Source organism: Ruegeria sp. BI7, from assembly GCF_056537925.1.
Window position 1 is genome coordinate 1,239,049 of the sequence record NZ_JBQFSK010000001.1, and the last position, 24,575, is coordinate 1,263,623.

Below are 24,575 nucleotides of genomic sequence, written 5' to 3' on the forward strand. Positions count from 1 at the left end.
GCCCCCGTGGACGCCGAGTGCCGTTTTCGCATACGATCTGTCAGCGGATTATGTGGGACCGGGGGCACAAATGGCGAGTATTCGGGATAGGCTGAACAACCTTGCGCGCGACTATGCAATCGCCTGGAGTTCGGGTGATCATAATGCAGTCGCCAGCTTTTTTGCCGCCGACGGGCAGATATCCATGAACCGGGCTGAACCGCTGAAAGGCCGCGCCGCGATCGCCGAAATGGCCCGTGGATTTCAATCAGACTTTCCCGATCTTGAGCTACGCTGCGATATGATGCGATGGGCTGGGCCCCACGCTATCTTTGTTTGGACCTTCGAAGGCCACCATACCAAAACCGGCAATCTCGTCGTCACACGGGGCTGGGAAGAATGGGACCTGACCGAAGACCACAAAGTTCTATCCTCGCAAGGCTGGTTCGACGTCGAGGATATGCAGCGTCAGATTGATGGGGGTTGATTGCTAAATCCCGGCGAATTGCGCCGCCTGCCTGTCCGTCCACAATACAGTGATTTCGAACCCGTCTTCGGTCTGCTTTTCGGACCGCACGACATCCTGTCGAAACAGCCAGGCGCGCCTGTTGCCCTCGGCAAATCCCAAAGACAGTATCTCTTCGTGTCGCGCACCCTGCAGCTTGGTTGCAATCTCGGTCAGCAGAGGGTCTACCCCTTCGCCGGTTACCGCCGAAATGGCGAATATCGACGGATCACGTTTGGCTCGTTTAAACGCGGCCTCGCGTTCGTCGTCATTCAGTAAGTCGATCTTATTCCACACCTCCAGCCGGGGGCGTTCTTCGTCGACGCCCAGCGAGGTCAAAATCGCCTCGACATCCTGCGCCTGCGCGTCGGTTTCCTCATGGCTGATGTCGCGTACGTGGACAACGATATCGGCGCCCAGAACTTCTTCGAGTGTCGCCCGGAAAGCCGCGACCAGTTCGGTTGGCAGGTTCGAGATGAAACCCACCGTGTCCGACAGGATCACCTCAGGACCGTCGGGCAACTCAACGCGGCGCATGGTCGGGTCCAGCGTGGCAAACAGCATGTCCTTGGCCATCACCTCGGCCCCGGTCAGGCGATTGAACAGTGTGGATTTCCCGGCGTTTGTATAGCCCACCAAGGCCACAATCGGATACGGCACCTTGGCACGGGCAGCGCGGTGCAGTGTGCGGGTTTTGACAACTTTTTGCAGCTGCCGCCGCAGACGCACCAGTTGTTCATCAATCGCACGGCGGTCGGCCTCGATCTGGGTTTCACCGGGACCGCCCACAAACCCCAATCCGCCCCGCTGACGCTCCAAGTGCGTCCAGGCTCGCACCAACCGCGTTCGTTGATAGCTGAGCGCCGCCATCTCGACCTGCAACACACCTTCGCGGGTGCGGGCGCGGTCGCTGAAAATCTCAAGGATCAGGCCGGTTCGGTCGAGGATTTTAACCTTCCAAGCCTTCTCAAGGTTGCGCTGTTGCACGGGTGACACCGGCCCGTCGATCAGAACCAGTTCGATTTCATTGTCATGAAGCCGCTCGGCCAGTTCCTCGATCTTGCCACTGCCGAACAGCAAACCCGGCTGGGCGCGTTGTAAGCGCACAATTTCAGACCCGATCACATCCAGATCAGGCAAAGCGGCAGCCAGCGCCACCGCCTCTCCCAGCGCCGGTTCAGGAACGCGGCGCTGTTCATCAGATTTGATTTCCGGATGCAGCACCCAAGCCCGGGTGCGCGTCCTATCGTGTTCCATCAAGAGGCGTCTTCGCCCTCATACAAGCTGATCGGTTGCGACGGCATGATGGTCGAAATCGCATGCTTGTAGACCAACTGCGACTGTCCGTCGCGGCGCAGCAGGACACAGAAATTATCGAACCAGGTGATCACACCCTGCAATTTCACACCGTTGATCAGGAATATTGTGACCGGGACCTTTGCTTTCCGTACATTGTTCAGGAACGCGTCCTGCAGATTCTGTCTGTCCGAAGCCATATTTTATTATCTCGCCATTGTTCTTGCTACGCGCTGCGGACCAACGCGCTCCCTCCGCAGGAGTATGGAGTGCTGCGCACAGATATTCCAGATGAAAAATCAGTCAATTCTGGAATGCCGAAGCTTAATCGCGCCAAAGGGTTGGCGTAATCAAGGCAATGATCGCAAGTGTTTCCAGCCGCCCGATCACCATTGCCGCACACATTGTCAGTTTGGCTCCAAGTGACAGGTCCACAAGTCGGATGGGAATATCCGTGGCCAGTTCAATCACCGGACCCGTCGTGCTAAGCGCCGCAACGGTCAGGACCATGGCCTGTTCGAACCCTGCCCCCATCATCGCCAGCAGCAGATTGAACAAGGCGGCCGTCAGTGCGAACATCATCAAAAAGATCCAGGCGATAAAGGCTCCGTCGCTTTGAATGCGTCGATTGCCACCCCCTACGCCGCTGACCGATGAGGGGTAAATCAGCCGGTCAATCTCACGCGCACCGTTCAGGTACAAAGCAAATACCCGCAGCAGTTTGACGCCGCCCGCTGTGGTTGCGACTCCCCCGCCGATCAGGGCCAGCCCCATAAGGATCAGGCCGGGCGTCCCCAGCCCCGACAATTGCTGTGCGTCATTCCAGTTGGCGCTTTCGAACCCGGCCGTCGTCAAGAAAGCCAGTGCCGTGAACACCATACCCCAGAACACATACACCGCATCAATCGGGCTCAGTGTCCCGCCGATTTCATTGACGCCCGCCCACACACGAAAAAACAAAAGCGTTGCAACGGCGATGACGATCAGCAGACCGATCCGAAACTCTGGGTCCTTGTCCAGCCGCGAATATCCGGTGGTAGCGGTATCCGTGGAAAAGGTCAGTCGGGACAGGGCAAAGAACAGGAACAAGAATATGATCGCCTCGCCCGTGAAACCAGCCTGTGCGCCCTCAAGCCCACCGACCGGAGAGATTCCGGACGTAGCCATTGTGGACATCGCATGACAGATGGCGGTCAGCCCTTGTTCGCCTGCGATCAGCAGCAACAGCCAGATCACCGCCGTCAGACCTGTATAAACTGGCGTCAGCGTGCGAGTCACTCGGATCAATCGTCCACGCGGATCGACCTTTTCACTTTGTGCAACACCAGAGACTGGACGGCCGGGTTGCCCACGTGCGGTCACCTCGAACCCGCCCAACGACAGCGGTGCAAGAATCGCGGCGGCCGAAACCCACATCAGCAAGCCGCCCATCCAACCCACCAGCGCCCGCCAAAGGTGCAGCGGGGCCGTAAGGCGATCAGGGTCTGGGAAAATGTCAGCGCCCGTGGTTGTCAGCGCACTGACCATGTCGAAATAGGCGTTCAAGAAAGTGGTATTGCCCAACGCATCGTGCAGCGGAATGGCAAGAAACAAGGGCAGTACCGTAAAACACCCCAACAACACGGCCAACTGCCCCAACGTGCCCCTTCGCGGCACCCGGTTCGATGACGCCAACCCGACCGAGGCCACCACGAACAGTCCCAACAAACCGGAATAGAAGAACGACCGCGACGTGTCATGATCATCTAGCGCCAGCGCATAGATCGCCGGCACCCACATCGACAGCGAAAACACCGCCCAGATCAGCAGGAACAGCGGCAAGCGCCGCACCAAACCGATCTGCTGTGTTCGCGCGCGCATCATCAGAAGAAATCGATCGAAACCTGCAACAACCGCTCGACCTCGGGCACATCCTTGGCCATGGCAAAGATCGCCACGACATCTTTTTCCTCGATCCGCAGACTGCCAGTGGGGCGCAGCACCTCATCCCCCTTGCGTACGGCACCCACCAGAACGCCTTCGGGGAAATCAATGTCGCGCAGTTTTTGACCGGCCAGCGGCGAGGTCGACAGCACCTCGGCCTCGATCACCTCGGCCTCGGCATCCCCAATGGAATAGACCTGCCGCACCCGCCCGTGGCGAATGTGACGCAGGATTGAGCTGACGGTCGTTGCGCGCGGGTTGATATAGGCATCGATCCCCAGCGGGCCCATCAGCGCCACCATAGTGGGGTCATTGATCAACGCAATCGCCAGCGCACAGCCTTCGGCTTTGGCGCGCACCGCGGCCAGCATGTTGGCCCGGTCATCATCGGTAACCGCCAGCATCGCATCGGCCCGTTCGATGCCCGCCTCGCGCAACAGTGCGGCATCCAGCCCGTCGCCATTCAGAACAATCGTTCGTTCCAATGCTTCAGCGGCATGTTCGGCACAGCTGCGATCCCGTTCGATGATTTTGGCGCGCACTCGGCTTTCACGCTCTTCCAGCGTGCGCGCAACCTCAAGCCCGACGTTACCGCCACCGACGATCACGACGCGGTCCTGTTTCTTTTGGGTCTTGCCAAAGACCTCCATCGTGCGATCAACGTCCTGAACATTGCTGAAGACATAACATTCATCGCCAACGAACAACTGGTCCTCGGATTCCGGAGCAAACAGGCTGCCGTCGCGCCGAACCCCCACGACAATAGAGCTGAGTGTTGAAAACAGATCTGTCAGTTGCCGTAGCGGCGTATTGACAATGGGACAGTCTTCTTCGATGCGGATGCCCAGCAACTGGGCTTTACCATCCATGAACATTTCCGTGTCAAAGGCCGAAGGTGCGGACAGGCGGCGCATGGCGGCGGCGGCCACCTCGCGCTCAGGGCTGATCACCACGTCGATGGGCAGGTGATCGCGACGAAACAGGTCCGAGTGGATGGCCTGAAGATAGGATTTCGAGCGCAAGCGCGCGATCTTGCGCTGGATCGAGAAAATGGAGTGCGCCATCTGACAGGTGACCATATTCACCTCATCCGAATGGGTCGCGGCAATGATCATGTCGGCGTCACGGGCGCCTGCCCGCTCTAGCACGTCCGGATAACTGGCAAACCCTGCAATCCCCTGCACATCCAGCGTTTCGGTCGCGCGACGCACCAGGTCAGGGTTGTTGTCCACCACCGTCACATCGTTCAGCTCGCCCGAAAGGTGCCGTGCAATCTGCCAGCCGACCTGACCCGCACCGCAAATGATGACCTTCATGTTTTTGGCCCTTCTGCCTGAAATCTTTGAATGACAGATGCCCCCAAAGCGGTCAATTGAATTGTCATACCGGCAAAGCTAAGGCAAGATAAGCCTATGAAATCAGTACTTCGTTTGATTATTCCATTGATGGTCCTGTCCGCATGCGAAGGCCCCCTTTCACTGTATTATCGTGAAGGTGAGAGCGTTACGCGCCTTCAAGCCGAGACCACTCAATGCCAGGTTAAGGCGCTGGAAGAGGTTCCGGTGGCCACTCAGATACGTCAAAGCCCGCCCACGTATTGGCCCGGGCGCACCTATTGTGATGGGCGGGGACGCTGTTACCGCTCGCCCGGCTGGTGGCAGCCCGGTCAGGTTTACAGCGTCGATGCAAATCAAGGATTGCGCAATCAGGTCGAGGCCCAGTGCATGGCCAAAAAAGGGTTTCGCCCGATCAGCCTGCCGCCTTGCAAGCAGAACGTGAAATCACGGGTGCCCGCCGTGGCCACCACGACATTGCCACCGATAGGCACCCAATCGTGCTATGTGAAATTCGACAACGGGTCGTTCCAGATCATCGATCCCGGTCAGGCGGGGTAACGGCCCGGCGGATTATTCCGCCGGCTCCGGTTCGTCCAGTTGTGCCACTCGCGCGCCCGATTTGTTCGAGGTCACAACCCCCAGCGATTTTAGTTTGCGGTGCAGCGCGCTGCGCTCCATCCCGACAAAGCTGGCGGTACGGCTAATATTGCCGCCAAAGCGGTTGATCTGGGTCAGCAGGTATTCCCGCTCGAACGCCTCGCGGGCTTCGCGCAGGGGCAAAGTTGCCAGCGCACCCGATAGCACCACACGACCCGAGTCGTCGGTCTTTTCTTCTTCGGCGGGCAATTCCTTGGCCTCGATCGGGCCAGAATCGTCCCCCAGGATCAGCACGCGTTCAATCAGGTTCTTGAGCTGCCGCACATTACCTGGCCAGGTCATGGTCTGTAACAGCGCCACCGCCTCTTCCGAGATCTCACGCATCGCGAGCCCCTGCGTTTCATTACACATCTCAATGAAATGCTGCGCCAGAACTGGGATATCCTCGCGCCGTTCTTCCAGCGACGGCACCGCAATCGGCACCACGTTCAGGCGGTGATACAATTCTTCACGGAACCGATCGGCGGCGATTTCCGTTTCAAGATCGCGGTTGGTTGATGAGATTACCCGCAGATCAACCCGCACCTTGTCCGACCCACCAACACGTTGGAATTGCTGATCGACCAGCACACGCAATATCTTGGACTGCGTGCCCATCGGCATATCGGCCACCTCGTCGAAATAGACCACACCGCCATGGGCCTCTTCCAACAGGCCGGGCTCGATGCCGCGTTCCGAGGATTCGCGGCCAAACAGAACTTCTTCCACACGCTCGGGTTCAACCCCGGCGCAATTCACGGTCACAAAGGGCGCATTGGCGCGGTTGGAATGCGCGTGGATATACCGCGCAGCGATTTCCTTGCCCGATCCGGCAGGGCCGCTCAGCATCACACGACCGTTCGACTTGGTCACCTTGTCCAACTGGCATTGCATCGCGCGGAAAGACGCGGACTTGCCGATCATATCCGAATTGGTGACCTCTTTGCGCTTCAACGAGGCATTCTCGCGACGCAGGCGCGAGGTTTCCATGGCGCGTCGGATCACCACCATCAACTGGTCGATATTAAAGGGCTTTTCGATAAAGTCATACGCCCCTTGCTTGATCGCCGCCACGGCAATTTCAATGTTTCCATGGCCGGAAATAATCACCACTGGCACGTCGGGGTTGTCGCGTTTCACCGCCTTCAGAATGTCGATCCCGTCCATGCGGCTGTCTTTCAGCCAGATATCCAGTATCAACAGCCCCGGCGGTTCAGAATTGATTTCGGCCATGCACTCGTCCGAGTTGCCAGCCAGCCGGGTTGAATAGCCTTCATCCTCCAGAATGTCGGACACCAGCTCGCGAATATCGCGTTCGTCATCTACGATCAGAATGTCACTCATCTTTGGCCTGCTTTCAGTTTGTTTGTATGAATTGCCTGCTTCTGTGGCGCTGCGGTCGGAGAGAGATTTCCCCCTGGTAAACGGATCACGGCCATCGCACCAAAATGGTCCTGTCCGTCAAAGACGGGTGCATCTTCCAGAGTGAGCGCCCCGCCATGTTCTTCGATAATCTTTTTGACGATGGGCAGGCCCAAACCTGTGCCTTCGTCCCTTGTGGTCACATACGGCTCGAACAGTCGCGCCCGGTCTTCGGGCAGTCCAATGCCGTTGTCAGCGATGGTAATCACCGTACCCGCGTCATCGCTGATCACGTCCACCTTTATCTGTGGCTTCAGGTTTTCTGGTGCGCCTTTTTGTTTTAGTGTTTCAATGGCCTCACCGGCATTCTTGATCAGATTAGTCAGAGCCTGATTCAGCATCGTGGCGTCCACATCCGTCAATATCGGTTGATCCGGCAGCGTTGCATCGATTTGCACGTCCGGCTGCCCGGCCTGCTGCAATAGTACTGCCTCGCGCACCAGTCCGACGACGTCTTCTTCGCGCCTGTCTGGTTCCGGCATCCGTGCGAATTTCGAAAACTCGTCCACGATCCGCCGTAGATCATTTGTCTGCCGCACGATAACGTCGGTCATGGATTCAAGGCTATCGCAATCCTCTTCATCCAACTTGCGTGCGAATTTGCGTTTAATCCGTTCCGCGCTCAGCTGGATTGGCGTCAGCGGGTTCTTGATCTCGTGCGCGATCCGCCGCGCGACGTCGCCCCAAGCGGCCATCCGCTGCGCACTGACCAGATCGGTCACATCGTCGAAAGCAACCACATAACCCTCAAGCCCGCCATCTTCGCCACGGCGGGTCGCCATGCGGACCAGCAGGTTTTCAAGTTGACCTTTGCGGGTGACCTTGATCTCACCCTGCACGGCCTCTTGCCCACTTTCCTTTAGGCTTTCGAACAGCGGTAGGAACTCCGGCACCGCAATTCCGATGGCAAGCTGCTCATCCACGCGCGTCCAGTCCAGCAACCGTTCGGCCGAACGGTTCACGAATGTCACGCAGCCATCTGGGTCAACGCCAACCACGCCCGAGGTCACCGAGCTAAGCACAGAATCGAACAATCGCCGACGGCGTTCAATCTGGCGGGTGTTCTCAAGTAACGTATCGCGCTGTCCTTTAAGTTGTCGCGTCATCTGATTGAAATAACGGCCTAACATTGCAATTTCGTCATCGTTGGCCTCTTCGATCACCTGCACACTCAGATCACCCGCACCAACGCGCTGAGCAGCCGTGGTCAATCGACCCACCGGGCGCGAGAGGCGTTCGGCGAACCACATGCCCAGCGACATAGCCGCCAGAATAAGGATCACTGCAAAGCCCAGATACAGCAGTCCGAATTCGAACAGCACCCTGCCCCGTTCGCTTTCCAACTGTTGGTAGAATTGCGCCGTTTCCTTGGTATCGTCCAGCAGCGTCAATAGCTGTCCATCCACCTCGCGGCTGACATACAGATACCGGTCCAGATAAGCCTGCAATGGAACAAGCGCGCGGAATTCATTATTTTGCCAATCGGCGATGATCAGAACGCCGTCATCCGTGGCCTGAATCATTTGTTCAGGTGTAGGGGCCTCGAAATCGAATAGATAAGAACGATCCCCGCGCGACTTGATTTCGCCAATACCATCAATGACATACGCCTCGCGCAGACCACGTTGAATCTGCGCTTGTCCTTGCGCAAGAACTTCGCGCAACTCCGCGTCCGAAATGTAAAAGTCGCGGTTACGCGCATTATCCAGGTACCGCGCAAGAATGGTTGCGTCCTGTGTCAGACCCTGCCGGTGTTCCAACTCATATGCTTCGGCCGCGGTCAGGGACGAGCCCACCACCTGACGCACGCGATCCGAAAACCACCCTTCCAGACCGATATTCACCGTCAACCCCGCAAAGATCGCAACGGTTACGGTCGGCACCAGTGCCAACAGCGTGAAAGCGCCAATCAACCGAAGGTGCAATCGGGAACCCGCGGATTTCGCCCGGCGCGCCGCGATCAGGTTGAAGACCTGCCCCAAAACAAGGGCGGCCACGACCAGCACATAAACCAAATCTGCCAGAAGGATCAGGCGCAGCGTTGGGGCCGTTGCCCCCAGATCAAAAGGACCGATGACAAGATAGGTCGACAACGCCAGCGCAGGGCCCAGAAGAACCAGCCCCAAAGTGCCGAAATTGCGCAGTTTTCGGGATTTCCGCCACCGATTTATCGCTGGAATCGGCCCGCTCTGTGCCCGGGTTGCCACCGTCTGCCCTCATCCTGATGTGTCGCTTGCGCGACGTACCGCCATATGTCGTGGTCCTTGCCGGGTGAGAACCCAGATGCCACGATTTGTGTGGCGATATTACATCAGTTTGCGCCGACGTGTCACCTGAATATCGAGATCTGTAATCTTTTTCCGCAACGTATTCCGGTTAATCCCCAGCAGATCCGCACATTTCGCCTGATTTCCGCCGGTTGCGTCCAAAGCCTGTTCTATCAGTGGCGCCTCGACCTCGCGCAAAATCCGCTGATACAGGCCCGGAGGCGGTAAGAGATTTCCGTGAAGGTCGAAATATCGGCGCAAATGACGGGCAACCGAGGCCGATAATTTCTCACGTTCGCCGTCGCCCAGAATCGGTTCGGCCTCGGGCTGGCTGCCCAGAACCATTTCGACCTCAGATTTGGTAATCTCGTCGGTGCGGCTGGTCAGGCTCAGACGGCGCACGGCGTTTTCCAGCTGCCGCACATTACCAGGCCACGAATAACGCCGAACCAGCTCTACCGCGTCAGGGCTGAGCCAGCGTTTGGCACCATGCTCACGCTCTTCGCGCGCCAGAAAGTGATCGGCCAGCAAGATGATATCGTCCACCCGTTCGCGTAAGGCGGGCACATGCACCGTGGCGCCGCACAGGCGATAATACAGATCTTGGCGCACCCGCCCATTTTCCATCGCTTCGGTCAGGTCCGACTGGCTAGTGGCCATAAAACGCGGAACGTGATCGCCGGGCGTATCCATCATGCGCACGATGCGGGCCTGCAATTCGTCTTCGATATCAGCAATCTCATCGATCAACAGTGTGCCGCCACGTACGCGCGCCATAATGCGCGCAGGGCCTTCCAGATCGCGCAGGTCCGCCGCTGTGGCGGTCACAAACGGCAATGTGCGCCGATCCGAGAAGTCATGAATGGCGCGCGCAATCAATGATTTACCTGTGCCACTTTCACCAGAAATCATGACCGACAAATCGGTGTTCATTACCCGGGCGACCAACCGGTACAGCGCCTGCATCACCGGTGTACGTCCAACCAAAGGCAGTTCTTCCGGACGATCCTCGGCGACGTCGACCGCTTCGGTTTGCACATGTTGCTTCTGCTCAAGCGCCCTTGCGGTCCGCTTCATCAGATCGGGCAGATCGAATGGCTTGGGCAAGTAGTCATAGGCATCCGCTTCAGCCGCCTGAATCGCCGTCATGATCGTGTTCTGGGCCGAGATCACTATGACTGGCAAACCGGGTCGATCTTGCGAGATTTTTGGCAGCATCTCCAACCCGTTACCATCCGGCATGACCACGTCCGAGATCACCACGTCACCTTTGCCTTCGCCAACCCAACGCATCAACGTGGTCAGCGACGAGGTCGCGTGTACTTTGCACCCTGCCCGCGTCAGGGCCTGCGTCAGAACAGTGCGGATCGTGCGGTCGTCATCTGCAACCAGTACTGTACCATCCATCGGGTGCTCTCCTTGTTTTACATTGCGTCTTTTGGTGCCCGCCTCAGCGAGATGCGGAACACCGTGCGGCCCGGCGCCGAGTCGGCTGAAATCCAGCCGTCATGGTCCGAGATGATCTTGCTGACCAGCGCCAGCCCAAGGCCGGTGCCATTTTCCTTGCCTGAAACGAAGGGATCGAAAATATCCCCGCGGATCTTCTCGGGCAGACCCGGGCCATCGTCGATGATTTCGATCTGCAGCGGCAGAGAATGGCCCGATCCATCATTGCGCCGCAACCGGAAGGAATGTTCGAAATATGTGCGCAAGCGGATCGTTCCGCCCTTGGGGTCAGCGGCCTCCGAGGCGTTCTTGAGCAGGTTCAACACCACCTGCAGGAACTGATCCGGGTCTCCGTAGGCCAGCGGCAACGAAGGGTCGTAATCCTCGATAATTTTCATATGCGCGCCAAACCCCAGCAGCGCCGACCGGCGCGCGCGGTCGAGGACGTCATGAACATTGACCGGTTTGAAATCAGGTTGTTGCAGGTTTCCGAATTGCTCGACCTGTTCCAGCAACTTAACGATGCGGCGGCTTTCAGCGACAATAAGATCGGTTAGTTCAAGGTCTTGCGGTGAGATATTCATGCTGAGCAATTGCGCCGCGCCGGTGATCCCAGCCAGTGGATTCTTGATCTCATGAGCCAGCATCTCGGCCATGCCGATGGCGGACTGCGCTGCCGATTTCACTGTATTGCCCAAGGTCATTCGCCCGGCCAGCTCACGCGGTGAGATGATCATGATCATCGATCCGGGATGCCCCACCAAAGGCGCAATCTGCAATGCGCATTGCAGCGGGGCCCGGTTGCCCGACCCTGCATCCACATCGTTCACAAACAGGGGCGTGCCATGTTCACGCGCGCGCTCAAACGCTTCTTCCAGCGGGGCATCCACGGCAATCTGATCCCAGACCGGATGCCCGACCACAGCTTTGCGCGATGCGTTCAGAAACCCTTCGCCAGCCGAATTCACATCGGCAATCCTGTCTTCGGCGTTGATGATGAAAGCGGGAACCGGCAGCGAGGTCCAAATATCCTGATCCGAGGTCATGCCGCCGCCTCTGCATCTGTGTTCAGCGCATCACCCAGCAGGCGCAACACCTCGTCGGTATCGCGCGAAGTCAGAACGGCACGGCGCAGGGCAGCGGGCGTGCCGGCCTCATCCATGTACCAGCCCAGATGCTTGCGCGCGACGCGCAGGCCCAGGTCGGACCCGTAGAACCCAAGCATCGCCTGATAATGCGCGCGCACCATTTCGATCAGGTCGTCACCCGCCGGAATTTTCGGCGCGGCTGCGCCATAGAGATCATGACAAATCTGCGCCAGCAACCACGGCTTGCCCTGCGCCCCACGTCCGACCATCACTCCATCCGCGCCGGATTGATCCAGCGCAACACGCGCGGCGTCCGTATCCACGATATCCCCGTTCGCGATAACCGGGATCGACACTGCCTGCTTCACCGCGCGGATCGCCCGCCAATCGGCACTGCCCTTGTAGAACTGACAACGCGTGCGGCCATGGATCGTGACCATGCAAATACCCGCATCCTGCGCCCGCCGCGCCACGTCGGGCGCATTCAGCAGGTTGTCATCCCACCCCAGCCGGGTTTTCAGAGTCACCGGAACATCAACGGCTTCGACAACCGCCTCGATCAATGTCAGTGCGTGATCCGGCGTCTTTAACAAGGCTGACCCAGAATAACCGTTCGTCACCTTCTTGGCCGGGCAGCCCATGTTGATGTCGATCACCCGCGCCCCGCGATCGGCCACCTGCCTGGCGGCTTCGGCCATCCAATGCGCTTCACGCCCCGCCAGTTGAACGGCGGTGTTCTCAACATCTGCCGAAAGTTCGGCCCGCTCCCGCACGCCGGGCTTGGCCTGAACCATCTCCTGGCTGGCGACCATTTCGCTCACGACCATGCCCGCGCCAAAACGCATCACCAAATCGCGAAACGGACGGTCGGTGATTCCGGCCATCGGTGCCAGCAAGACCGGCGGGTTCAGGGCTTTGTCAGCGAGGAGCAGAGTCAACGTGCTTAATCCTTGGGCAGTTGCGACTTTGATATCGAATTGAGCGCATATGAACAACAAAACGGCGACCTTCAAGCCCGCTAAATCATCATATGCCTATTTTTTAGGCAACTTTACGTGGGTGATTGCCTCTGCATTCACCGCACCCTAAAGATTGCCTCAAACCATCGGAGAGAACGCCCCCATGACCACCGCCGCCATCATCGTCGCCGCAGGACGCGGCCTGCGCGCCGGAGGGGGAACACCAAAGCAGTGGCGCCCATTGGCAGGGCGCCGCGTTGCGGATTGGACGATTGATCAATTTCAAGGGCAAGTCGACCAGATCGTACTTGTCTTGTCCGAAGATGACAGGGACGCATGGGCCGAGTTCGAAAACTCTGATCTGATCCTTGCCAAGGGCGGTAGTGACCGGGCCGGATCGGTGCGCAACGGACTTGATGCGCTTTTGCCCTATGGGGTGCATCGCGTTCTTATCCATGACGTAGCGCGGCCTTGTGTTGACCTTCAGACCATTCAACAGGTTCTGGAAGCACTGGAAATCCACCCTGCTGCCGCGCCGGGGTTGACGGTCACTGATGCACTGTGGACCGGGGACGGTTCTATCGTGACGGGAACTCAAGACCGGACCGGGCTGTTCGCTGCGCAAACGCCGCAGGGTTTTCACTACGACGCCATCGTCTCGGCCCACGCGGCCCATACCGGAGGTGCCGCCGACGATGTCGAGGTCGCCCGCGCAGCCGGGCTGGACGTGGCCATCGTGCCGGGCGATGCAGATAACATCAAAATCACACGGCCCGAGGATTTTGCCCGGGCGGAACGCATATTGGGAACGGATATGGATGTAAGGCTGGGCAACGGGTATGACGTGCATCGGTTTGGCGACGGGGATCACGTGATCCTGTGTGGTGTGAAGGTGCCGCATGATCGCGGCCTGCAAGGTCATTCAGACGCGGATGTGGGCATGCACGCCGTCACTGACGCCATCTATGGCGCGTTGGCGCAGGGCGACATTGGCCAGCACTTCCCCCCCTCAGACCCACAATGGAAGGGTGCTGCAAGCGAGATTTTCCTACGCCATGCGGTCGAACTGGCCGGGCAGATGGGCTACAAAATCTCGAACGTCGACTGCACACTGGTCTGCGAATACCCCAAAATCGGCCCCCATGCGCCGGCCATGCGAAACGAGATGGCACGGATCATGGACCTGAGCGCGGATCAGGTCTCGGTCAAAGCAACGACGTCGGAACGGCTGGGGTTCACTGGCCGAAGCGAGGGGATTGCCTCACTCGCCACAGCTTGTCTGGTGAAATCATGACCGCCGCGCAACTGATCGGAACCGTCTGTGGTGTGGGCTATCTGCGACCTGCGCCCGGCACATGGGGGTCACTGGCCGCCCTGCCGCTGGCGTGGGTTCTGCATACACTGGGTGGCTTTCCGCTGTTGGTGATCGCCACACTGGCCGCGTTCTTTGGCGGTCTCTGGGCCACGCGTGTGATGACAGCGGGCCAGGACAATCACGATCCGTCCGAGATTGTCATCGACGAGGTCGCCGGGCAGTTCATCACGCTTTGGGCAATTTCCTATCCCTCCTGGGCGCACGGGATTGAAATCACGGCACTTTGGCCGGGCTGGATTGCCGGCTTCGTGCTGTTCCGCTTGTTCGACATCACCAAACCGGGCCCTGTTAGATGGGCCGACCGGCGCGACGACGCAATGGGTGTCATGCTGGACGATGTCATTGCCGGTATCCTCGCCGGGGTCGGAGTTCTGATCCTCGCCGGTATCTCGCACGGAGTTCTGGGCCTGTGACCGTTGCCGAAATCCTCGACCGCGCCAAATCAAAGGGCGTGATGATCGCCACAGCCGAAAGTTGTACCGGCGGTATGGTGGCGGCGGCGCTGACCGATATCCCCGGCAGTTCAGCCGTAGTCGAGCGTGGGTTTGTCACCTACACGAACACCGCGAAACAGCAAATGCTGGGGGTTCAGGGCAAAACACTGGTCGCACATGGGGCGGTTTCGGAACAGGTTGCGGGTGAAATGGCGGACGGTGCCCTGGCGCACTCCGACGCGCAATTGGCGGTTTCCGTAACCGGTATCGCGGGCCCTGGCGGTTCTGAATTCAAACCCGAAGGCCGGGTTTGTTTTGGGATGGCCGCGAAAGGCCATCCCACGCTAACCGAGACCGTCGAATTTGGTGCATTGGGTCGGGACAACGTGCGCGTGGCCGCGCGAGATCATGCTTTGGCACTGCTGGCACAAGGGCTTGGCGCATTTTCTTAATGTGGCGCCAAAACTGCCTATCTTTTTCGAATGAAGCCCAGCACGAAAATCACCAGCAAAAGAACGACATTCGACGCCACAAGAAACAACAGCAGCTTTGGGCCATATTGGTGAATCCAGCTGGGCAACATAGGGCTGTCACCGCGCCGAAAAGACAGCAACGTCATTGCAAAAGAGGATATCGCCAATGTGTCCAGATCAGCCTCAAGCCGCGATCCAACGCGAAGCTGCAAAACGGAAACCAATGCGTCGACCAGTTCTGAAACTTCGGGAAGCGTGTGGTCGCGGTAGTAAGGCCGCGGGTTTTCGGGCAAGTGCGCAAGATCCTAGAAACTCGCGCCATAGACCAGACACATATCACCAGAAACCATCAGCAGGAGTTTGAAATACCACGCGTCGCAATGGGGTTCCGGGGATGTCACCAGATCCGACAGATCCCACTCAAGGCAGGCATTGCGACGCAGTTCAGTCAGACTTTTTGTGAAGGCGTTGCCAGAGAATGCGTGTAATTCATCAGTATGGTTTGCGTTAAGCCTGTTCTCCGAGATCTCCTCGGCCGTTTTACCGCAAAGCACTGGTCTTGAAGGGACAATTTATCGAATGACAGAGGACAGCCGGATACGGGTTTCGGTTTCCAGATGCACTGGATGAATAAGATGATGAGTGAACATATTTTCAATTGTTACGCAGGTAATTTCCGTGTGGAGAATTTAGATAGGTTTCGGGCACGCCATGCTTGAGGTAATCAAGCGTCAATTCTTCTCCTTCACAAATATCCTTACAGGCCACAATGGCCCAATCGATTCTGAGTATTGAAAGATTGGGGGTAAACGAATGGTTAATCAAAGCGTATTGGGTGGCAAATGGGCGGCAGAGAACCTTGCTTCCGCCAACCCCGTTCCACTCCAGGTCGCGAACCGTGGGATGACGATCATAGTCGACGATTTGGCCGTCTAAATACCCAAGAACAGCGCCAGTTTGGATATCGGACCGCGCAAACAAGCCTGTGCCGTGAATGTCACTGATGCCCTCCAGGACTTTTTCCAAATTCTGGATGCGTGGTCCTGCCAACTCCACCGTCATTCCGGCCCCTCCTGTCGTCGCAACCGCCTTTAGAAGCCGCTTTCAACCAAGACAAGCAATCCCTTAGCGCAGGTCGCTTTCTATTGGGTCGTACGTTGGCGGGCCTGACACCCGCTTACGCGTCGGTTTCCCTAATGACGCCAGTAGATCTGCGCCAACGCACCTTTCCCAAGTTGTTTAATTATTGGGCATCCAGCACCATCGGGTGCCTGTTTTATCACCGCTTGGCCAAAAGCCCGTTAATCGGGCGCTAAAACCGCGTCTGCCTCTTTTTTCCGCGACTGCTGTCGGCTTCAACCCCTTCCACGCACGTAAAAGACGCAAAAAAGGAGACCGGCTGATGAATGGAGCCGATACCGCCTGGATCATAGTGGCAACCGCCCTAGTCCTGTTCATGACATTGCCGGGCCTGGCCCTGTTCTACGGCGGCCTCGTGCGCGCCCGCAACGTGCTGAGCGTCTTCATGCACTGTTTCAGCATCGCCTGTTTGATGAGCATCCTGTGGCTGGTCGCAGGCTATTCCATCGCATTTGGCGACGGTGGGTCGGGCCTTTGGGGCGGGCTGGGCAAAGCGTTTTTGAACGGTGTCGACGCCGACAGCCTGTCGGGCACCCTGCCAGAGGTCCTGTTTTTTGCCTTCCAGATGACCTTTGCCATCATCACCCCAGCCCTGATCATCGGGGCCTATGTCGAACGTGTGGGGTTTGGGTTTGTCCTGACATTCTCAGCCCTGTGGATGTTGCTGTGCTACGCGCCCGTGGTGCATTGGATTTGGGGCGGCGGCATGCTGACCGATGGTGGCATTCTTGGTGAGGTGGGTGTCCGCGACTTTGCGGGTGGCATCGTTGTCCATGAAACCGCCGGTCTGGCTGCACTGATCATCGCCATTGCACTTGGACCACGCCGCAATCGCACGACGCCACCGCACAACCCCGGCTTTGTCATGATTGGTGCCGCGATGCTGTGGGTCGGCTGGTTCGGTTTCAATGGCGGCTCGCAACTGGCCGCTGATGGTGGTGCGGCGATGGCGATGACTGTCACGCATATCTCGGCGGCGACCGCGTCACTGACATGGGCGCTGTACGAACGCATCAAATACGGAAAAGCCTCGATGGTGGGGCTGGTCACCGGCACAATCGCCGGTCTGGCCTCGATCACCCCAGCCTCGGGCTATGTCGATCCGGTGCAGGCGCTAATCATCGGTGCAGTCGCAGGTGTCCTATGTCAGGAGGCGGTCAACGTCATCCGCAACATCGCCAAGATCGACGACACGCTGGACGTCTTTGCCGTTCACGGCGTGGGCGGCATCTTTGGCACGCTGATGATCGCCGTATTCGGTTTGGGCGCTTGGACTGCCCAGATTGGCGGGCTGGTGATTGTGGGTGCCTTTACGGCAGTTGTCACTTTTGTGTTGATCAAACTGGTTGCACTTATCACCCCGCTTCGCGTAGACGCAGAAACCGAGACAAACGGGCTCGATCTGTCGGTACACGGTGAACGGGCCTATGATATGAGCAGCTAAGCCCACCTTAGCTTGCGCGGCCCGCAAGGGCGCAAAGCGGACCTCTTGCGGGTCCGCTTTTCTTTTGCGGCTCAGCCCTCTCGACTCTGGCCCAAAGGACAGGCTATCAGCCCGCAATGTCATTTTGTCCCGAGGTTGCACCATGATCCCCAGCTCTTTCCCCGATAGCACCGAAATCGCCCGCCTGACCGCGCGGATGCTGCTGGAAATCAAGGCCGTCCACTTTAACTCTCGCGAACCGTTCACATTGGCCTCGGGCCTGCCCAGCCCGACCTATATCGATTGTCGCAAGCTGATCTCGTACCCGCGCATCCGCTCGACCTTGATGGATTTCCTGACGGTCACCGTAATGCGTGATGCGGGTTTTGAGGCGTTTGATAACATCGCAGGTGGTGAGACAGCCGGCATCCCGTTTGCCGCCATGGTCGCCGAGCGTATGGCTCTGCCGATGACCTATGTGCGCAAAAAACCCAAAGGCTATGGCCGCAACGCCCGTATCGAAGGCGCCATGAGCGAAGGTGAGCGTGTATTGCTGGTCGAGGACCTGACGACCGATGGCGGCTCAAAGCTGTCCTTTGTGGATGCGATCCGTGAAACCGGCGCAACCTGCGGGCACACAGCCGTGATCTTTTACTATGGCATTTTCCCCGAAACCGAAAAAACGCTGGGCGATCACGGCGTGAAGCTGCATCACCTTTGCACATGGTGGGATGTTTTGGCAGAGGCCAAAGCGCAGAAAGCCTTTGACCAAGAAACACTTGATGGTGTCGAGGCCTTCCTTAACGACCCGCGCAAGTGGCAGGATGCGAATAAATCCACGTAAACTTGCTGTGGATTACTTGGGGATAAACGTCTGAGAATCGGCTTTGGGGAAACAATATATAGTGACATCTGCGTGATATCCTACATAATAGACCAAATCCATTCTGGAACTATGGCGTCTTCAAAACTTATCCCAAGGCGTTACCCATAGTTACCCACAAGTATTTCCAGATAGCCGACACGCCAGTGTCGCGTGTAAGAACACCGTGGGCAGCGGGGACAAAATGAACGAGATAAGCAGCATCGAGCAGGCAGCGGCGAAGATTCAAAACGCCGAAACAATGCCGCATTCCATTGAAGCCGAACAACAGCTTCTGGGTGCGATCCTAACCAACAACGATCTTTATGACCGGGTGGCCTCGATCATCGGGTCCGAACATTTCTATGATCCGGTCCACGCCCGCATCTACGAGGTTGCGGCCAATCGCATCGCCAAGAATGCGCTAGCCTCGCCCGTCACGCTGAAATCCTTTATGGCCGAAGATGAAGGTCTGAAGGAACTGGGCGGCCCCGCCTATCTGGTGAAACTGGCCGGGGCTTCGATCAGCGCGTTTGCTGTGCATGACTACGCCCAGATGATCTATGACCTGGCTATTCGCCGCGAGTTGATCCGGCTGGGTCGGGATATCTCTGACAAGGCGGCGCGGGTGGATGTATCCAGCGAGCCCAAAGAACAGATCGTCGAGGCTGAACAGCAACTTTATCAGTTATCCGAGCAGGGCCAGACCGAACAGGGTTTCCAATCTTTCCTCAAGGCGGTCACAGAAGCCGTCAACGTCACCAACGAAGCGTATCAACGTGGTGGTGGCATGGCGGGAATTTCTACCGGTCTGGCCGACCTGGACAAACAGTTGGGCGGGCTGCATCCGTCCGACTTGATTATTCTTGCGGGTCGTCCGTCGATGGGGAAAACCTCGTTAGCGACCAATGTGGCGTTCAACGTGGCCAAGGCGTACAAGCGCGGCACCAAGCCGGATGGCACCGAAGGCGCGATTGACGGTGGCGTTGTGGGTTTCTTCTCGCTTGAGATGAGTGCCGAGCAATTGGCGGGCCGGGTTCTGGCCGAAGCCTCCGAGATTTCCAGCCACAAAATTCGTCAGGGTGACATGACGGAATCCGAATTCCGCCGCTTTGTCGACGCGGCCAAGGATCTGGAAGCCTGCCCATTGTTCATCGACGACACCCCGGCCCTGCCGATCTCTCAGTTGGCCGCCCGCGCGCGGCGGTTGAAGCGGACGCATGGGCTGGACCTGCTGGTCATCGACTATCTGCAGCTGTGCCGTGGCATGGCCGAAAATCGGGTCAACGAGATTGCCGAAATTTCGATGGGCATGAAGGCCATCGCCAAAGAACTGAATATCCCGGTCATCGCCCTGTCACAGCTGAGCCGTCAGGTCGAAAACCGCGACGACAAGCGCCCACAATTGTCTGACCTGCGGGAATCGGGCTCGATCGAACAGGATGCCGACGTGGTGATGTTCGTGTTCCGCGAGGAATATTATAAGGAACGCGAAAAACCCGGCGATCACGAGCTGGAAAAGATGGAAGAGTGGAAACAGGCCATGGAGCGCCTGCACGCCAAAGCCGAAGTTATCGTCGGCAAACAGCGTCACGGCCCCATCGGCACGGTCGAGCTGTCGTTCGAGGCTCAGTTCACCCGGTTCGGTAACTTGGTCAAACCCTGGCAACAGGACGGCCAGATCGAAGGCTACTGACCTACCAGATCTCAGGCTTATTGAATGCGCTGACACAGCGGGACGGCCCCATAAGCGGCGCATTGTCGCCATTCAAGGATTGTCCAAGCCAACCATGTGGCATGCTCAGCGGCATAGGCGGTTGTGCGAATGTTTGTGCGATCGGTTGAAACCCGGTTTTGCAATAATATGCCGGATCACCGTAAGTCACTGCAAAATCAACCCCGTTATGGCGCAGTTGTTCCAATCCAAAGCCGATCAGTTTCTGACCAATGCCCGACTTTTGCCTGTCGGCGCGCACGGCCACCGGTGACATCAGAAAGACCTGGCGCGGGTCCTGGTCATAGCTGAGCCGCGAGAATAGGATGCAACCTGCCAGATTGCGCTCGTCCAAAGCCAAAACGCCCAAAAGATCTCCATCGGGTGTTGAAAGCAGCAGGTCATCCACCAAAGCAGCAACCGCACGCCCCTCTCCTTCGCCTTCTGAGGCGGTGAAGACGTCCAGAAACAAGCCGGGCAGTTCGGCAGCCCGAGCCCGGTAGTCGGCGGTCAGGTTCAGCATTACGGCCCCTTTCAGATGGATCAACGGTCCCGTTTCATGCGCCGAGTTGATCACAGGTTGGACACAATGACGAGAGTTCGGCTGCCCTTGTCCGAGCCTTTTTTAGCCATGATCTTGCGATACCGGCCAGAAGCTGCGTAGGAACACAGCGATATGCACAAGAATTGCCGCCTACCCCCTTGACCTGCCGCAATCCAATGTCATGAACAGCACCATGAGTACCGCACGTTTAACGATCAATCTTCAGGCGCTCGCCAGCAACTGGCGGGCGCTCAATGCAAAAACGGATGTCGAGACCGGCGCCGTGGTCAAAGCTGACGCCTACGGCCTTGGTGCCGGACCGGTGTCTGCGACCCTGGCCGAAGAAGGCGTTCGCAAGTTCTTTGTCGCCGCCGCAGAAGAAGGCGCCGCCGTGCGCAAAGCCGTTGGCCCCGAACCCCAGATTTTTGTCTTCTCAGGGTTCATGGAAGGTGACAACGGGCTGCACTTTGCTGACAACCTGATTCCTTTGATCAACTCTCCGGAACAGTTCAAACGCCTGCAACAGGCCATGCCGAGTCACCCATTCGGAGTTCAACTGGACAGTGGAATGAACCGTCTGGGCCTTGAGCCCGCCGATTGGGCCGCGCTGAGGTCTGAGATGGAAAGCCAGAACCCACAGGCGGTCATATCGCATTTGGCCTGCTCGGATGAGCCCGACCACCCGATGAACCGTCAACAGCTAAAGACCTTCCGCGATATGACCGATGGTGTTACCGCACCACGGTCGCTGGCGGCAACGGCGGGCACGCTGATGGGCTCGGAATTCCACTTTGATTTCTGCCGTCCGGGCGTTGGTCTTTATGGCGGCATGCCATTTGCCGACGCCAAGCCCGTCGTAACCGTCGATCTGCCCGTCATTCAGGTGCGCGCGGTCGAAGTTGGTGAAACCGTCGGTTATGGCGGTAGCTGGGTTGCCCGACGCCCATCGCGAATTGCAACCGTGGCCGCAGGGTATGCGGACGGGCTGCACCGTGCCATTGGCGGCGGTATCGACGCATTTGCCGGGGACCAACCCTGCCCTGTGGTCGGCCGCATATCGATGGACCTTGTCACCATTGACGTCACTGACCTGACCGAAGACCCAGAACGCCTGCGCATCCTGAACGGTCACCAGACGGTCGATGACCTGGCCGAGGCCGCAGGCACCATCGGGTATGAAATCCTCACTTCGCTTGGCGCGCGATATTCACGGGGTTACGTGGAATGAATCCTCTTTCTCTGCTGGGTGGGTTGGGCCGCGCGGTCCTGGCGCTGTTTGCCACCTTTGGCAAAGTCGCGCTGTTTGCGATTGATGCGATCTCGCACATTTTTCGTCCGCCCTACTACCCGCGCGAATTTATCGTCGCGCTGATGAACATCGGCTGGCTGTCCCTGCCTGTCGTCGGCCTGACCGCCATTTTCACTGGTGGCGCGCTGGCGCTGCAGATCTACGCTGGCGGCGCTCGCTTCAACGCCGAGGCCGTGGTGCCGCAGATCGTTGCCATCGGTATGGTGCGCGAACTGGGGCCCGTGCTGGTGGGCCTGATGATCGCCGCCCGCGTGACCTCGTCCATCGCAGCCGAGATCGCCACCATGAAAGTGACCGAGCAGATCGACGCGCTGGTCACCCTGTCCACTCATCCGATGAAATACCTGACGGCCCCGCGCGTTCTGGCCGCGCTCATTACCGTGCCGCTACTGGTCGGGATCGGAGATATCATTGGCATCGCGGGCGGTTATGTCGTTGCGACCCAAAATTTGGGTTTCAATCCGGCGACCTACCTGCTGAACACAGTCAATTTCCTTGAGGCCCATGACATCATGTCGTCGCTGGCCAAGGGCGCAGCCTTCGGCCTGATCGCGGCGGTCATGGGCTGCTTTTACGGCATGAACTCGGGCCGCGGTGCGCAGGGTGTGGGCCGCGCCACCAAATCCTCGGTCGAATCTGCTGCCATAATGATTTTGGCCACAAACTTCATTCTGACAGGGGTGTTCTTCTCGCTATGATCCGGATGGAGAATGTACAGAAAGCCTTTGGCGACAATCGAGTTCTGCAGGGCATGAACCTTGAGATACCAAAGGGCACCTCGATGGTCATCATCGGTGGTTCGGGCACCGGCAAATCGGTGGCGCTAAAATGTATCCTTGGCCTGATCAAACCCGACAGCGGTATGATCTATGTGGATGGCAAAGACGCCACCAAAGGCGATAGGGATAAGTTTCTGGCCCGGTTCGGGATGCTGTTTCAGGGCGCTGCCCTGTTTGACTCGCTGCCCGTCTGGCAGAATGTCTCGTTCCGCCTGCTGCGCGGACCGTTGAAGCGCCCGCCGGAATACGCCCGCGAAATCGCTATCGAGAAACTACGCCGCGTGGGTCTGAAATCCGACGTGGCCGACCGGTTTCCGTCCGAGCTGTCCGGGGGCATGCAAAAACGCGTGGGCCTCGCCCGCGCCATTGCTGCCGAGCCCGAGATCATTTTCTTTGACGAGCCCACCACCGGCCTTGATCCGATCATGTCAGGCGTCATCAATGATCTGATCCGCGAGATCGTGACCGAGATGGGCGCCACCGCGATGACCATCACCCACGACATGAGCTCCGTCCGCGCGATTGCCGACAACGTGGCCATGCTGCACGGAGGCGTCATCCAGTGGACCGGCCCAGTGAGTCAGATGGATGCGTCGGGTGATCCTTATGTAGAGCAGTTCATCAGTGGGAGTGCAGAGGGGCCGATTGAGGCAGTGCGGTGATCGAAGTTACGACATTTGGCGACCCGGCGACTTTCATTAAACAGATTGGTTTTTCCTATTTGTTTGGTCTTGGCATTATATTGTCCGGCCTTATTCCCGGTTTCAAACAAACCTCTGACTCCGGTGAAAACTACACAGACGCCATCGCCGCGTTCAGAAGGCAAAAGTTTGGCTGGGGCGCTGAAGAAAAATACTCCGAAGCGGCAATGGAAACGTCTCCGTTTCAGACTGGTCTGGGGCTCGTTGTCTTGGTGGTCGTTGCTTTCGTTATGTCGTTTCTGATGAATAAGCTCGACGACCCATTGTTGGATATGGGTGTCGGGGTACTATTCATTCTCCTAGGTTTCAACGTCCGAAGGAATTTCCAAAAAAGTTGGTCTGGAAGTATGCGGGAGTTTGACTTTGGTAGTATCGCAATAGGTTTGCTTTTCTTACTTCCCCGCATTTTACCATGATACTCCGCCTCGCCACCCTCTCCCTCCTGATCCTTTACCCAATCGCGTGGTTCGCCCCTCTTATGCGTGCGGGGCTACTCCCGATCTTCGGCCTCAGCGAAATCAGCGTCATCACTGGCCTGCAATCCCTATGGAAATCCGACGTCTTTCTGGCGCTGATCGTCACCATCTTCGCCCTCGTCGCGCCTTACATCAAAACCATCGGCACCGCCCTGATACAGTGGGACCTGCTGGATGCCCGCGTCCAACCCGCTCTGAACATCCTCGGCAAGCTGGCCATGGCCGACATCTTTCTGATCGCGCTCTATATCACTCTGGCCAAAGGCATCTCGTACGCGACCATCGAAACTGCATGGGGTCTGTACCTGTTCACGGCTTGCATTCTGGCCTCGCTCGCGTTGGGCCACATTACCGAAATGACACGCAGATCACGAAATACTCAGATGTAATTGATTGAAAACACTCATCTGAGTATCATCTTAGTATTTCGAGCAGTGACAATTTGTAGTTTTCGGGTCCGTAGCGGATCAATCTGTGTGTTTTGGAT

25 protein-coding genes are annotated in these 24,575 nt (G+C 57.9%); 13 read left to right on the plus strand and 12 right to left on the minus strand.

From position 1 onward, the window contains the following. Nucleotides 1-70 precede the first annotated feature (70 nt). Nucleotides 71-466 carry an SgcJ/EcaC family oxidoreductase gene (locus ACR0JB_RS06160; protein WP_170348881.1) on the plus strand — a complete coding sequence of 132 codons (396 nt, stop codon included), beginning with the start codon at nt 71-73 and terminating at the stop codon, nt 464-466. A 3-nt stretch (nt 467-469) separates the two neighbouring features. Here ACR0JB_RS06160 and hflX read toward each other — a convergent pair whose 3' ends face one another. From hflX to trkA, 4 genes are all read right to left on the minus strand, one after another. Then, on the minus strand, nt 470-1,741 hold the full coding sequence (gene hflX / locus ACR0JB_RS06165; protein ID WP_170395972.1) for a GTPase HflX: 1,272 nt from the start codon (nt 1,739-1,741) through the stop codon (nt 470-472). Further along, nucleotides 1,741-1,980, minus strand: a complete 240-nt coding sequence (gene hfq / locus ACR0JB_RS06170) for an RNA chaperone Hfq (protein WP_010440340.1) — start codon at nt 1,978-1,980, stop codon at nt 1,741-1,743. The genes hflX and hfq overlap by 1 nt, the downstream gene beginning before the upstream one ends. Before the next feature lie 124 nt (nt 1,981-2,104). Next, nucleotides 2,105-3,643 (minus strand): TrkH family potassium uptake protein, encoded by a 1,539-nt coding sequence (locus ACR0JB_RS06175; protein ID WP_480789753.1) that lies wholly within the window; start codon nt 3,641-3,643, stop codon nt 2,105-2,107. Next, nucleotides 3,643-5,019, minus strand: coding sequence for a Trk system potassium transporter TrkA (gene trkA, locus ACR0JB_RS06180; protein ID WP_170375566.1), 1,377 nt, complete (start codon nt 5,017-5,019; stop codon nt 3,643-3,645). Before trkA ends, ACR0JB_RS06175 begins: the two co-directional genes overlap by 1 nt. Before the next feature lie 96 nt (nt 5,020-5,115). Here trkA and ACR0JB_RS06185 point away from each other — a divergent pair, with 96 nt between their 5' ends. Continuing rightward, a complete protein-coding gene (locus tag ACR0JB_RS06185) occupies nt 5,116-5,598 on the plus strand; it encodes a hypothetical protein (RefSeq protein ID WP_170395977.1) in 483 nt (160 codons plus the stop codon). Between the two features lie 12 nt (nt 5,599-5,610). Here ACR0JB_RS06185 and ntrX read toward each other — a convergent pair whose 3' ends face one another. The 5 genes from ntrX to dusB form a co-directional block, all read right to left on the minus strand. After that, the gene (gene ntrX / locus ACR0JB_RS06190) at nt 5,611-7,020 is read right to left on the minus strand and encodes a nitrogen assimilation response regulator NtrX (RefSeq protein ID WP_480789754.1); all 1,410 of its coding nucleotides are present in this window, start codon (nt 7,018-7,020) and stop codon (nt 5,611-5,613) included. Next, nucleotides 7,017-9,305: a sensor histidine kinase NtrY-like gene (locus ACR0JB_RS06195; protein WP_480789755.1), complete on the minus strand. Its 2,289-nt coding sequence runs from the start codon at nt 9,303-9,305 to the stop codon at nt 7,017-7,019. Before ACR0JB_RS06195 ends, ntrX begins: the two co-directional genes overlap by 4 nt. 99 nt (nt 9,306-9,404) lie before the next feature. Beyond that, on the minus strand, nt 9,405-10,772 hold the full coding sequence (locus ACR0JB_RS06200; protein ID WP_170395979.1) for a response regulator: 1,368 nt from the start codon (nt 10,770-10,772) through the stop codon (nt 9,405-9,407). 17 nt (nt 10,773-10,789) lie between these two features. Further along, nucleotides 10,790-11,857 carry a two-component system sensor histidine kinase NtrB gene (locus ACR0JB_RS06205; protein ID WP_170505670.1) on the minus strand — a complete coding sequence of 356 codons (1,068 nt, stop codon included), beginning with the start codon at nt 11,855-11,857 and terminating at the stop codon, nt 10,790-10,792. Next, nucleotides 11,854-12,837, minus strand: a complete 984-nt coding sequence (dusB, locus tag ACR0JB_RS06210; RefSeq protein ID WP_302478578.1) for a tRNA dihydrouridine synthase DusB — start codon at nt 12,835-12,837, stop codon at nt 11,854-11,856. Before dusB ends, ACR0JB_RS06205 begins: the two co-directional genes overlap by 4 nt. 184 nt (nt 12,838-13,021) lie before the next feature. Here dusB and ACR0JB_RS06215 point away from each other — a divergent pair, with 184 nt between their 5' ends. The 3 genes from ACR0JB_RS06215 to ACR0JB_RS06225 are packed head-to-tail and all read left to right on the plus strand — an operon-like array spanning nt 13,022 to nt 15,119. Beyond that, nucleotides 13,022-14,152, plus strand: a complete 1,131-nt coding sequence (locus tag ACR0JB_RS06215; RefSeq protein ID WP_170505665.1) for a bifunctional 2-C-methyl-D-erythritol 4-phosphate cytidylyltransferase/2-C-methyl-D-erythritol 2,4-cyclodiphosphate synthase — start codon at nt 13,022-13,024, stop codon at nt 14,150-14,152. Then, nucleotides 14,149-14,646 carry a phosphatidylglycerophosphatase A family protein gene (locus tag ACR0JB_RS06220; protein WP_480789756.1) on the plus strand — a complete coding sequence of 166 codons (498 nt, stop codon included), beginning with the start codon at nt 14,149-14,151 and terminating at the stop codon, nt 14,644-14,646. Before ACR0JB_RS06215 ends, ACR0JB_RS06220 begins: the two co-directional genes overlap by 4 nt. Further along, on the plus strand, nt 14,643-15,119 hold the full coding sequence (locus tag ACR0JB_RS06225) for a CinA family protein (RefSeq protein WP_170395989.1): 477 nt from the start codon (nt 14,643-14,645) through the stop codon (nt 15,117-15,119). The genes ACR0JB_RS06220 and ACR0JB_RS06225 overlap by 4 nt, the downstream gene beginning before the upstream one ends. A 17-nt stretch (nt 15,120-15,136) precedes the next feature. On the opposite strand, the gene ACR0JB_RS06230 is transcribed toward ACR0JB_RS06225, so the two are convergent. Both ACR0JB_RS06230 and ACR0JB_RS06235 read right to left on the minus strand, forming a co-directional pair. Continuing rightward, complete coding sequence (locus ACR0JB_RS06230; RefSeq protein ID WP_170395991.1) at nt 15,137-15,433, minus strand: hypothetical protein; 297 nt, start codon at nt 15,431-15,433, stop codon at nt 15,137-15,139. A 361-nt stretch (nt 15,434-15,794) separates the two neighbouring features. Continuing rightward, nucleotides 15,795-16,202, minus strand: coding sequence for an SET domain-containing protein-lysine N-methyltransferase (locus tag ACR0JB_RS06235; protein ID WP_170505662.1), 408 nt, complete (start codon nt 16,200-16,202; stop codon nt 15,795-15,797). Between the two features lie 340 nt (nt 16,203-16,542). On the opposite strand from ACR0JB_RS06235, the gene ACR0JB_RS06240 reads away from it, so the two are divergent. The 3 genes from ACR0JB_RS06240 (at nt 16,543) to ACR0JB_RS06250 (ending at nt 20,261) form a co-directional block, all read left to right on the plus strand. After that, nucleotides 16,543-17,724 carry an ammonium transporter gene (locus ACR0JB_RS06240; RefSeq protein ID WP_170395996.1) on the plus strand — a complete coding sequence of 394 codons (1,182 nt, stop codon included), beginning with the start codon at nt 16,543-16,545 and terminating at the stop codon, nt 17,722-17,724. A 142-nt stretch (nt 17,725-17,866) separates the two neighbouring features. Then, on the plus strand, nt 17,867-18,547 hold the full coding sequence (locus tag ACR0JB_RS06245) for an orotate phosphoribosyltransferase (RefSeq protein WP_170348897.1): 681 nt from the start codon (nt 17,867-17,869) through the stop codon (nt 18,545-18,547). 223 nt (nt 18,548-18,770) lie between these two features. After that, nucleotides 18,771-20,261, plus strand: coding sequence for a replicative DNA helicase (locus ACR0JB_RS06250; RefSeq protein WP_170348898.1), 1,491 nt, complete (start codon nt 18,771-18,773; stop codon nt 20,259-20,261). A gap of 1 nt (nt 20,262) precedes the next feature. Here ACR0JB_RS06250 and ACR0JB_RS06255 read toward each other — a convergent pair whose 3' ends face one another. After that, the gene (locus tag ACR0JB_RS06255) at nt 20,263-20,826 is read right to left on the minus strand and encodes a GNAT family N-acetyltransferase (RefSeq protein WP_254437388.1); all 564 of its coding nucleotides are present in this window, start codon (nt 20,824-20,826) and stop codon (nt 20,263-20,265) included. A gap of 190 nt (nt 20,827-21,016) precedes the next feature. Between ACR0JB_RS06255 and alr the strand changes: the two genes are divergently transcribed. From alr to ACR0JB_RS06280, 5 genes are read left to right on the plus strand one after another with little or no spacing between them, the layout of a single operon-like run. Further along, entirely contained in the window at nt 21,017-22,051 is a 1,035-nt protein-coding gene (alr, locus tag ACR0JB_RS06260) for an alanine racemase (protein WP_170396002.1), read from the plus strand. After that, entirely contained in the window at nt 22,048-22,830 is a 783-nt protein-coding gene (locus tag ACR0JB_RS06265) for an MlaE family ABC transporter permease (protein ID WP_170396004.1), read from the plus strand. Before alr ends, ACR0JB_RS06265 begins: the two co-directional genes overlap by 4 nt. Then, on the plus strand, nt 22,827-23,573 hold the full coding sequence (locus ACR0JB_RS06270) for an ABC transporter ATP-binding protein (protein WP_170396007.1): 747 nt from the start codon (nt 22,827-22,829) through the stop codon (nt 23,571-23,573). Before ACR0JB_RS06265 ends, ACR0JB_RS06270 begins: the two co-directional genes overlap by 4 nt. Next, complete coding sequence (locus tag ACR0JB_RS06275) at nt 23,570-24,028, plus strand: hypothetical protein (protein ID WP_480789757.1); 459 nt, start codon at nt 23,570-23,572, stop codon at nt 24,026-24,028. Before ACR0JB_RS06270 ends, ACR0JB_RS06275 begins: the two co-directional genes overlap by 4 nt. Further along, entirely contained in the window at nt 24,025-24,477 is a 453-nt protein-coding gene (locus ACR0JB_RS06280) for a paraquat-inducible protein A (protein WP_170396011.1), read from the plus strand. The genes ACR0JB_RS06275 and ACR0JB_RS06280 overlap by 4 nt, the downstream gene beginning before the upstream one ends. Nucleotides 24,478-24,575: the final 98 nt, after the last annotated feature.

Coding starts and splice junctions, on each gene's coding strand:
- ACR0JB_RS06220 (WP_480789756.1), top strand. CDS start 14,149: ATGACCGCCGCGCAACTGATCGGAACCGTCTGTGGTGTGGGCTATCTG.
- ACR0JB_RS06240 (WP_170395996.1), top strand. CDS start 16,543: ATGAATGGAGCCGATACCGCCTGGATCATAGTGGCAACCGCCCTAGTC.
- alr (WP_170396002.1), top strand. CDS start 21,017: ATGAGTACCGCACGTTTAACGATCAATCTTCAGGCGCTCGCCAGCAAC.
- ACR0JB_RS06250 (WP_170348898.1), top strand. CDS start 18,771: ATGAACGAGATAAGCAGCATCGAGCAGGCAGCGGCGAAGATTCAAAAC.
- ACR0JB_RS06265 (WP_170396004.1), top strand. CDS start 22,048: ATGAATCCTCTTTCTCTGCTGGGTGGGTTGGGCCGCGCGGTCCTGGCG.
- hfq (WP_010440340.1), bottom strand. CDS start 1,980: ATGGCTTCGGACAGACAGAATCTGCAGGACGCGTTCCTGAACAATGTA.
- ACR0JB_RS06160 (WP_170348881.1), top strand. CDS start 71: ATGGCGAGTATTCGGGATAGGCTGAACAACCTTGCGCGCGACTATGCA.
- hflX (WP_170395972.1), bottom strand. CDS start 1,741: ATGGAACACGATAGGACGCGCACCCGGGCTTGGGTGCTGCATCCGGAA.
- ntrX (WP_480789754.1), bottom strand. CDS start 7,020: ATGAGTGACATTCTGATCGTAGATGACGAACGCGATATTCGCGAGCTG.
- ACR0JB_RS06175 (WP_480789753.1), bottom strand. CDS start 3,643: ATGATGCGCGCGCGAACACAGCAGATCGGTTTGGTGCGGCGCTTGCCG.
- ACR0JB_RS06270 (WP_170396007.1), top strand. CDS start 22,827: ATGATCCGGATGGAGAATGTACAGAAAGCCTTTGGCGACAATCGAGTT.
- trkA (WP_170375566.1), bottom strand. CDS start 5,019: ATGAAGGTCATCATTTGCGGTGCGGGTCAGGTCGGCTGGCAGATTGCA.
- ACR0JB_RS06245 (WP_170348897.1), top strand. CDS start 17,867: ATGATCCCCAGCTCTTTCCCCGATAGCACCGAAATCGCCCGCCTGACC.
- ACR0JB_RS06185 (WP_170395977.1), top strand. CDS start 5,116: ATGAAATCAGTACTTCGTTTGATTATTCCATTGATGGTCCTGTCCGCA.
- ACR0JB_RS06280 (WP_170396011.1), top strand. CDS start 24,025: ATGATACTCCGCCTCGCCACCCTCTCCCTCCTGATCCTTTACCCAATC.
- ACR0JB_RS06200 (WP_170395979.1), bottom strand. CDS start 10,772: ATGGATGGTACAGTACTGGTTGCAGATGACGACCGCACGATCCGCACT.
- ACR0JB_RS06235 (WP_170505662.1), bottom strand. CDS start 16,202: ATGACGGTGGAGTTGGCAGGACCACGCATCCAGAATTTGGAAAAAGTC.
- ACR0JB_RS06205 (WP_170505670.1), bottom strand. CDS start 11,857: ATGACCTCGGATCAGGATATTTGGACCTCGCTGCCGGTTCCCGCTTTC.
- ACR0JB_RS06215 (WP_170505665.1), top strand. CDS start 13,022: ATGACCACCGCCGCCATCATCGTCGCCGCAGGACGCGGCCTGCGCGCC.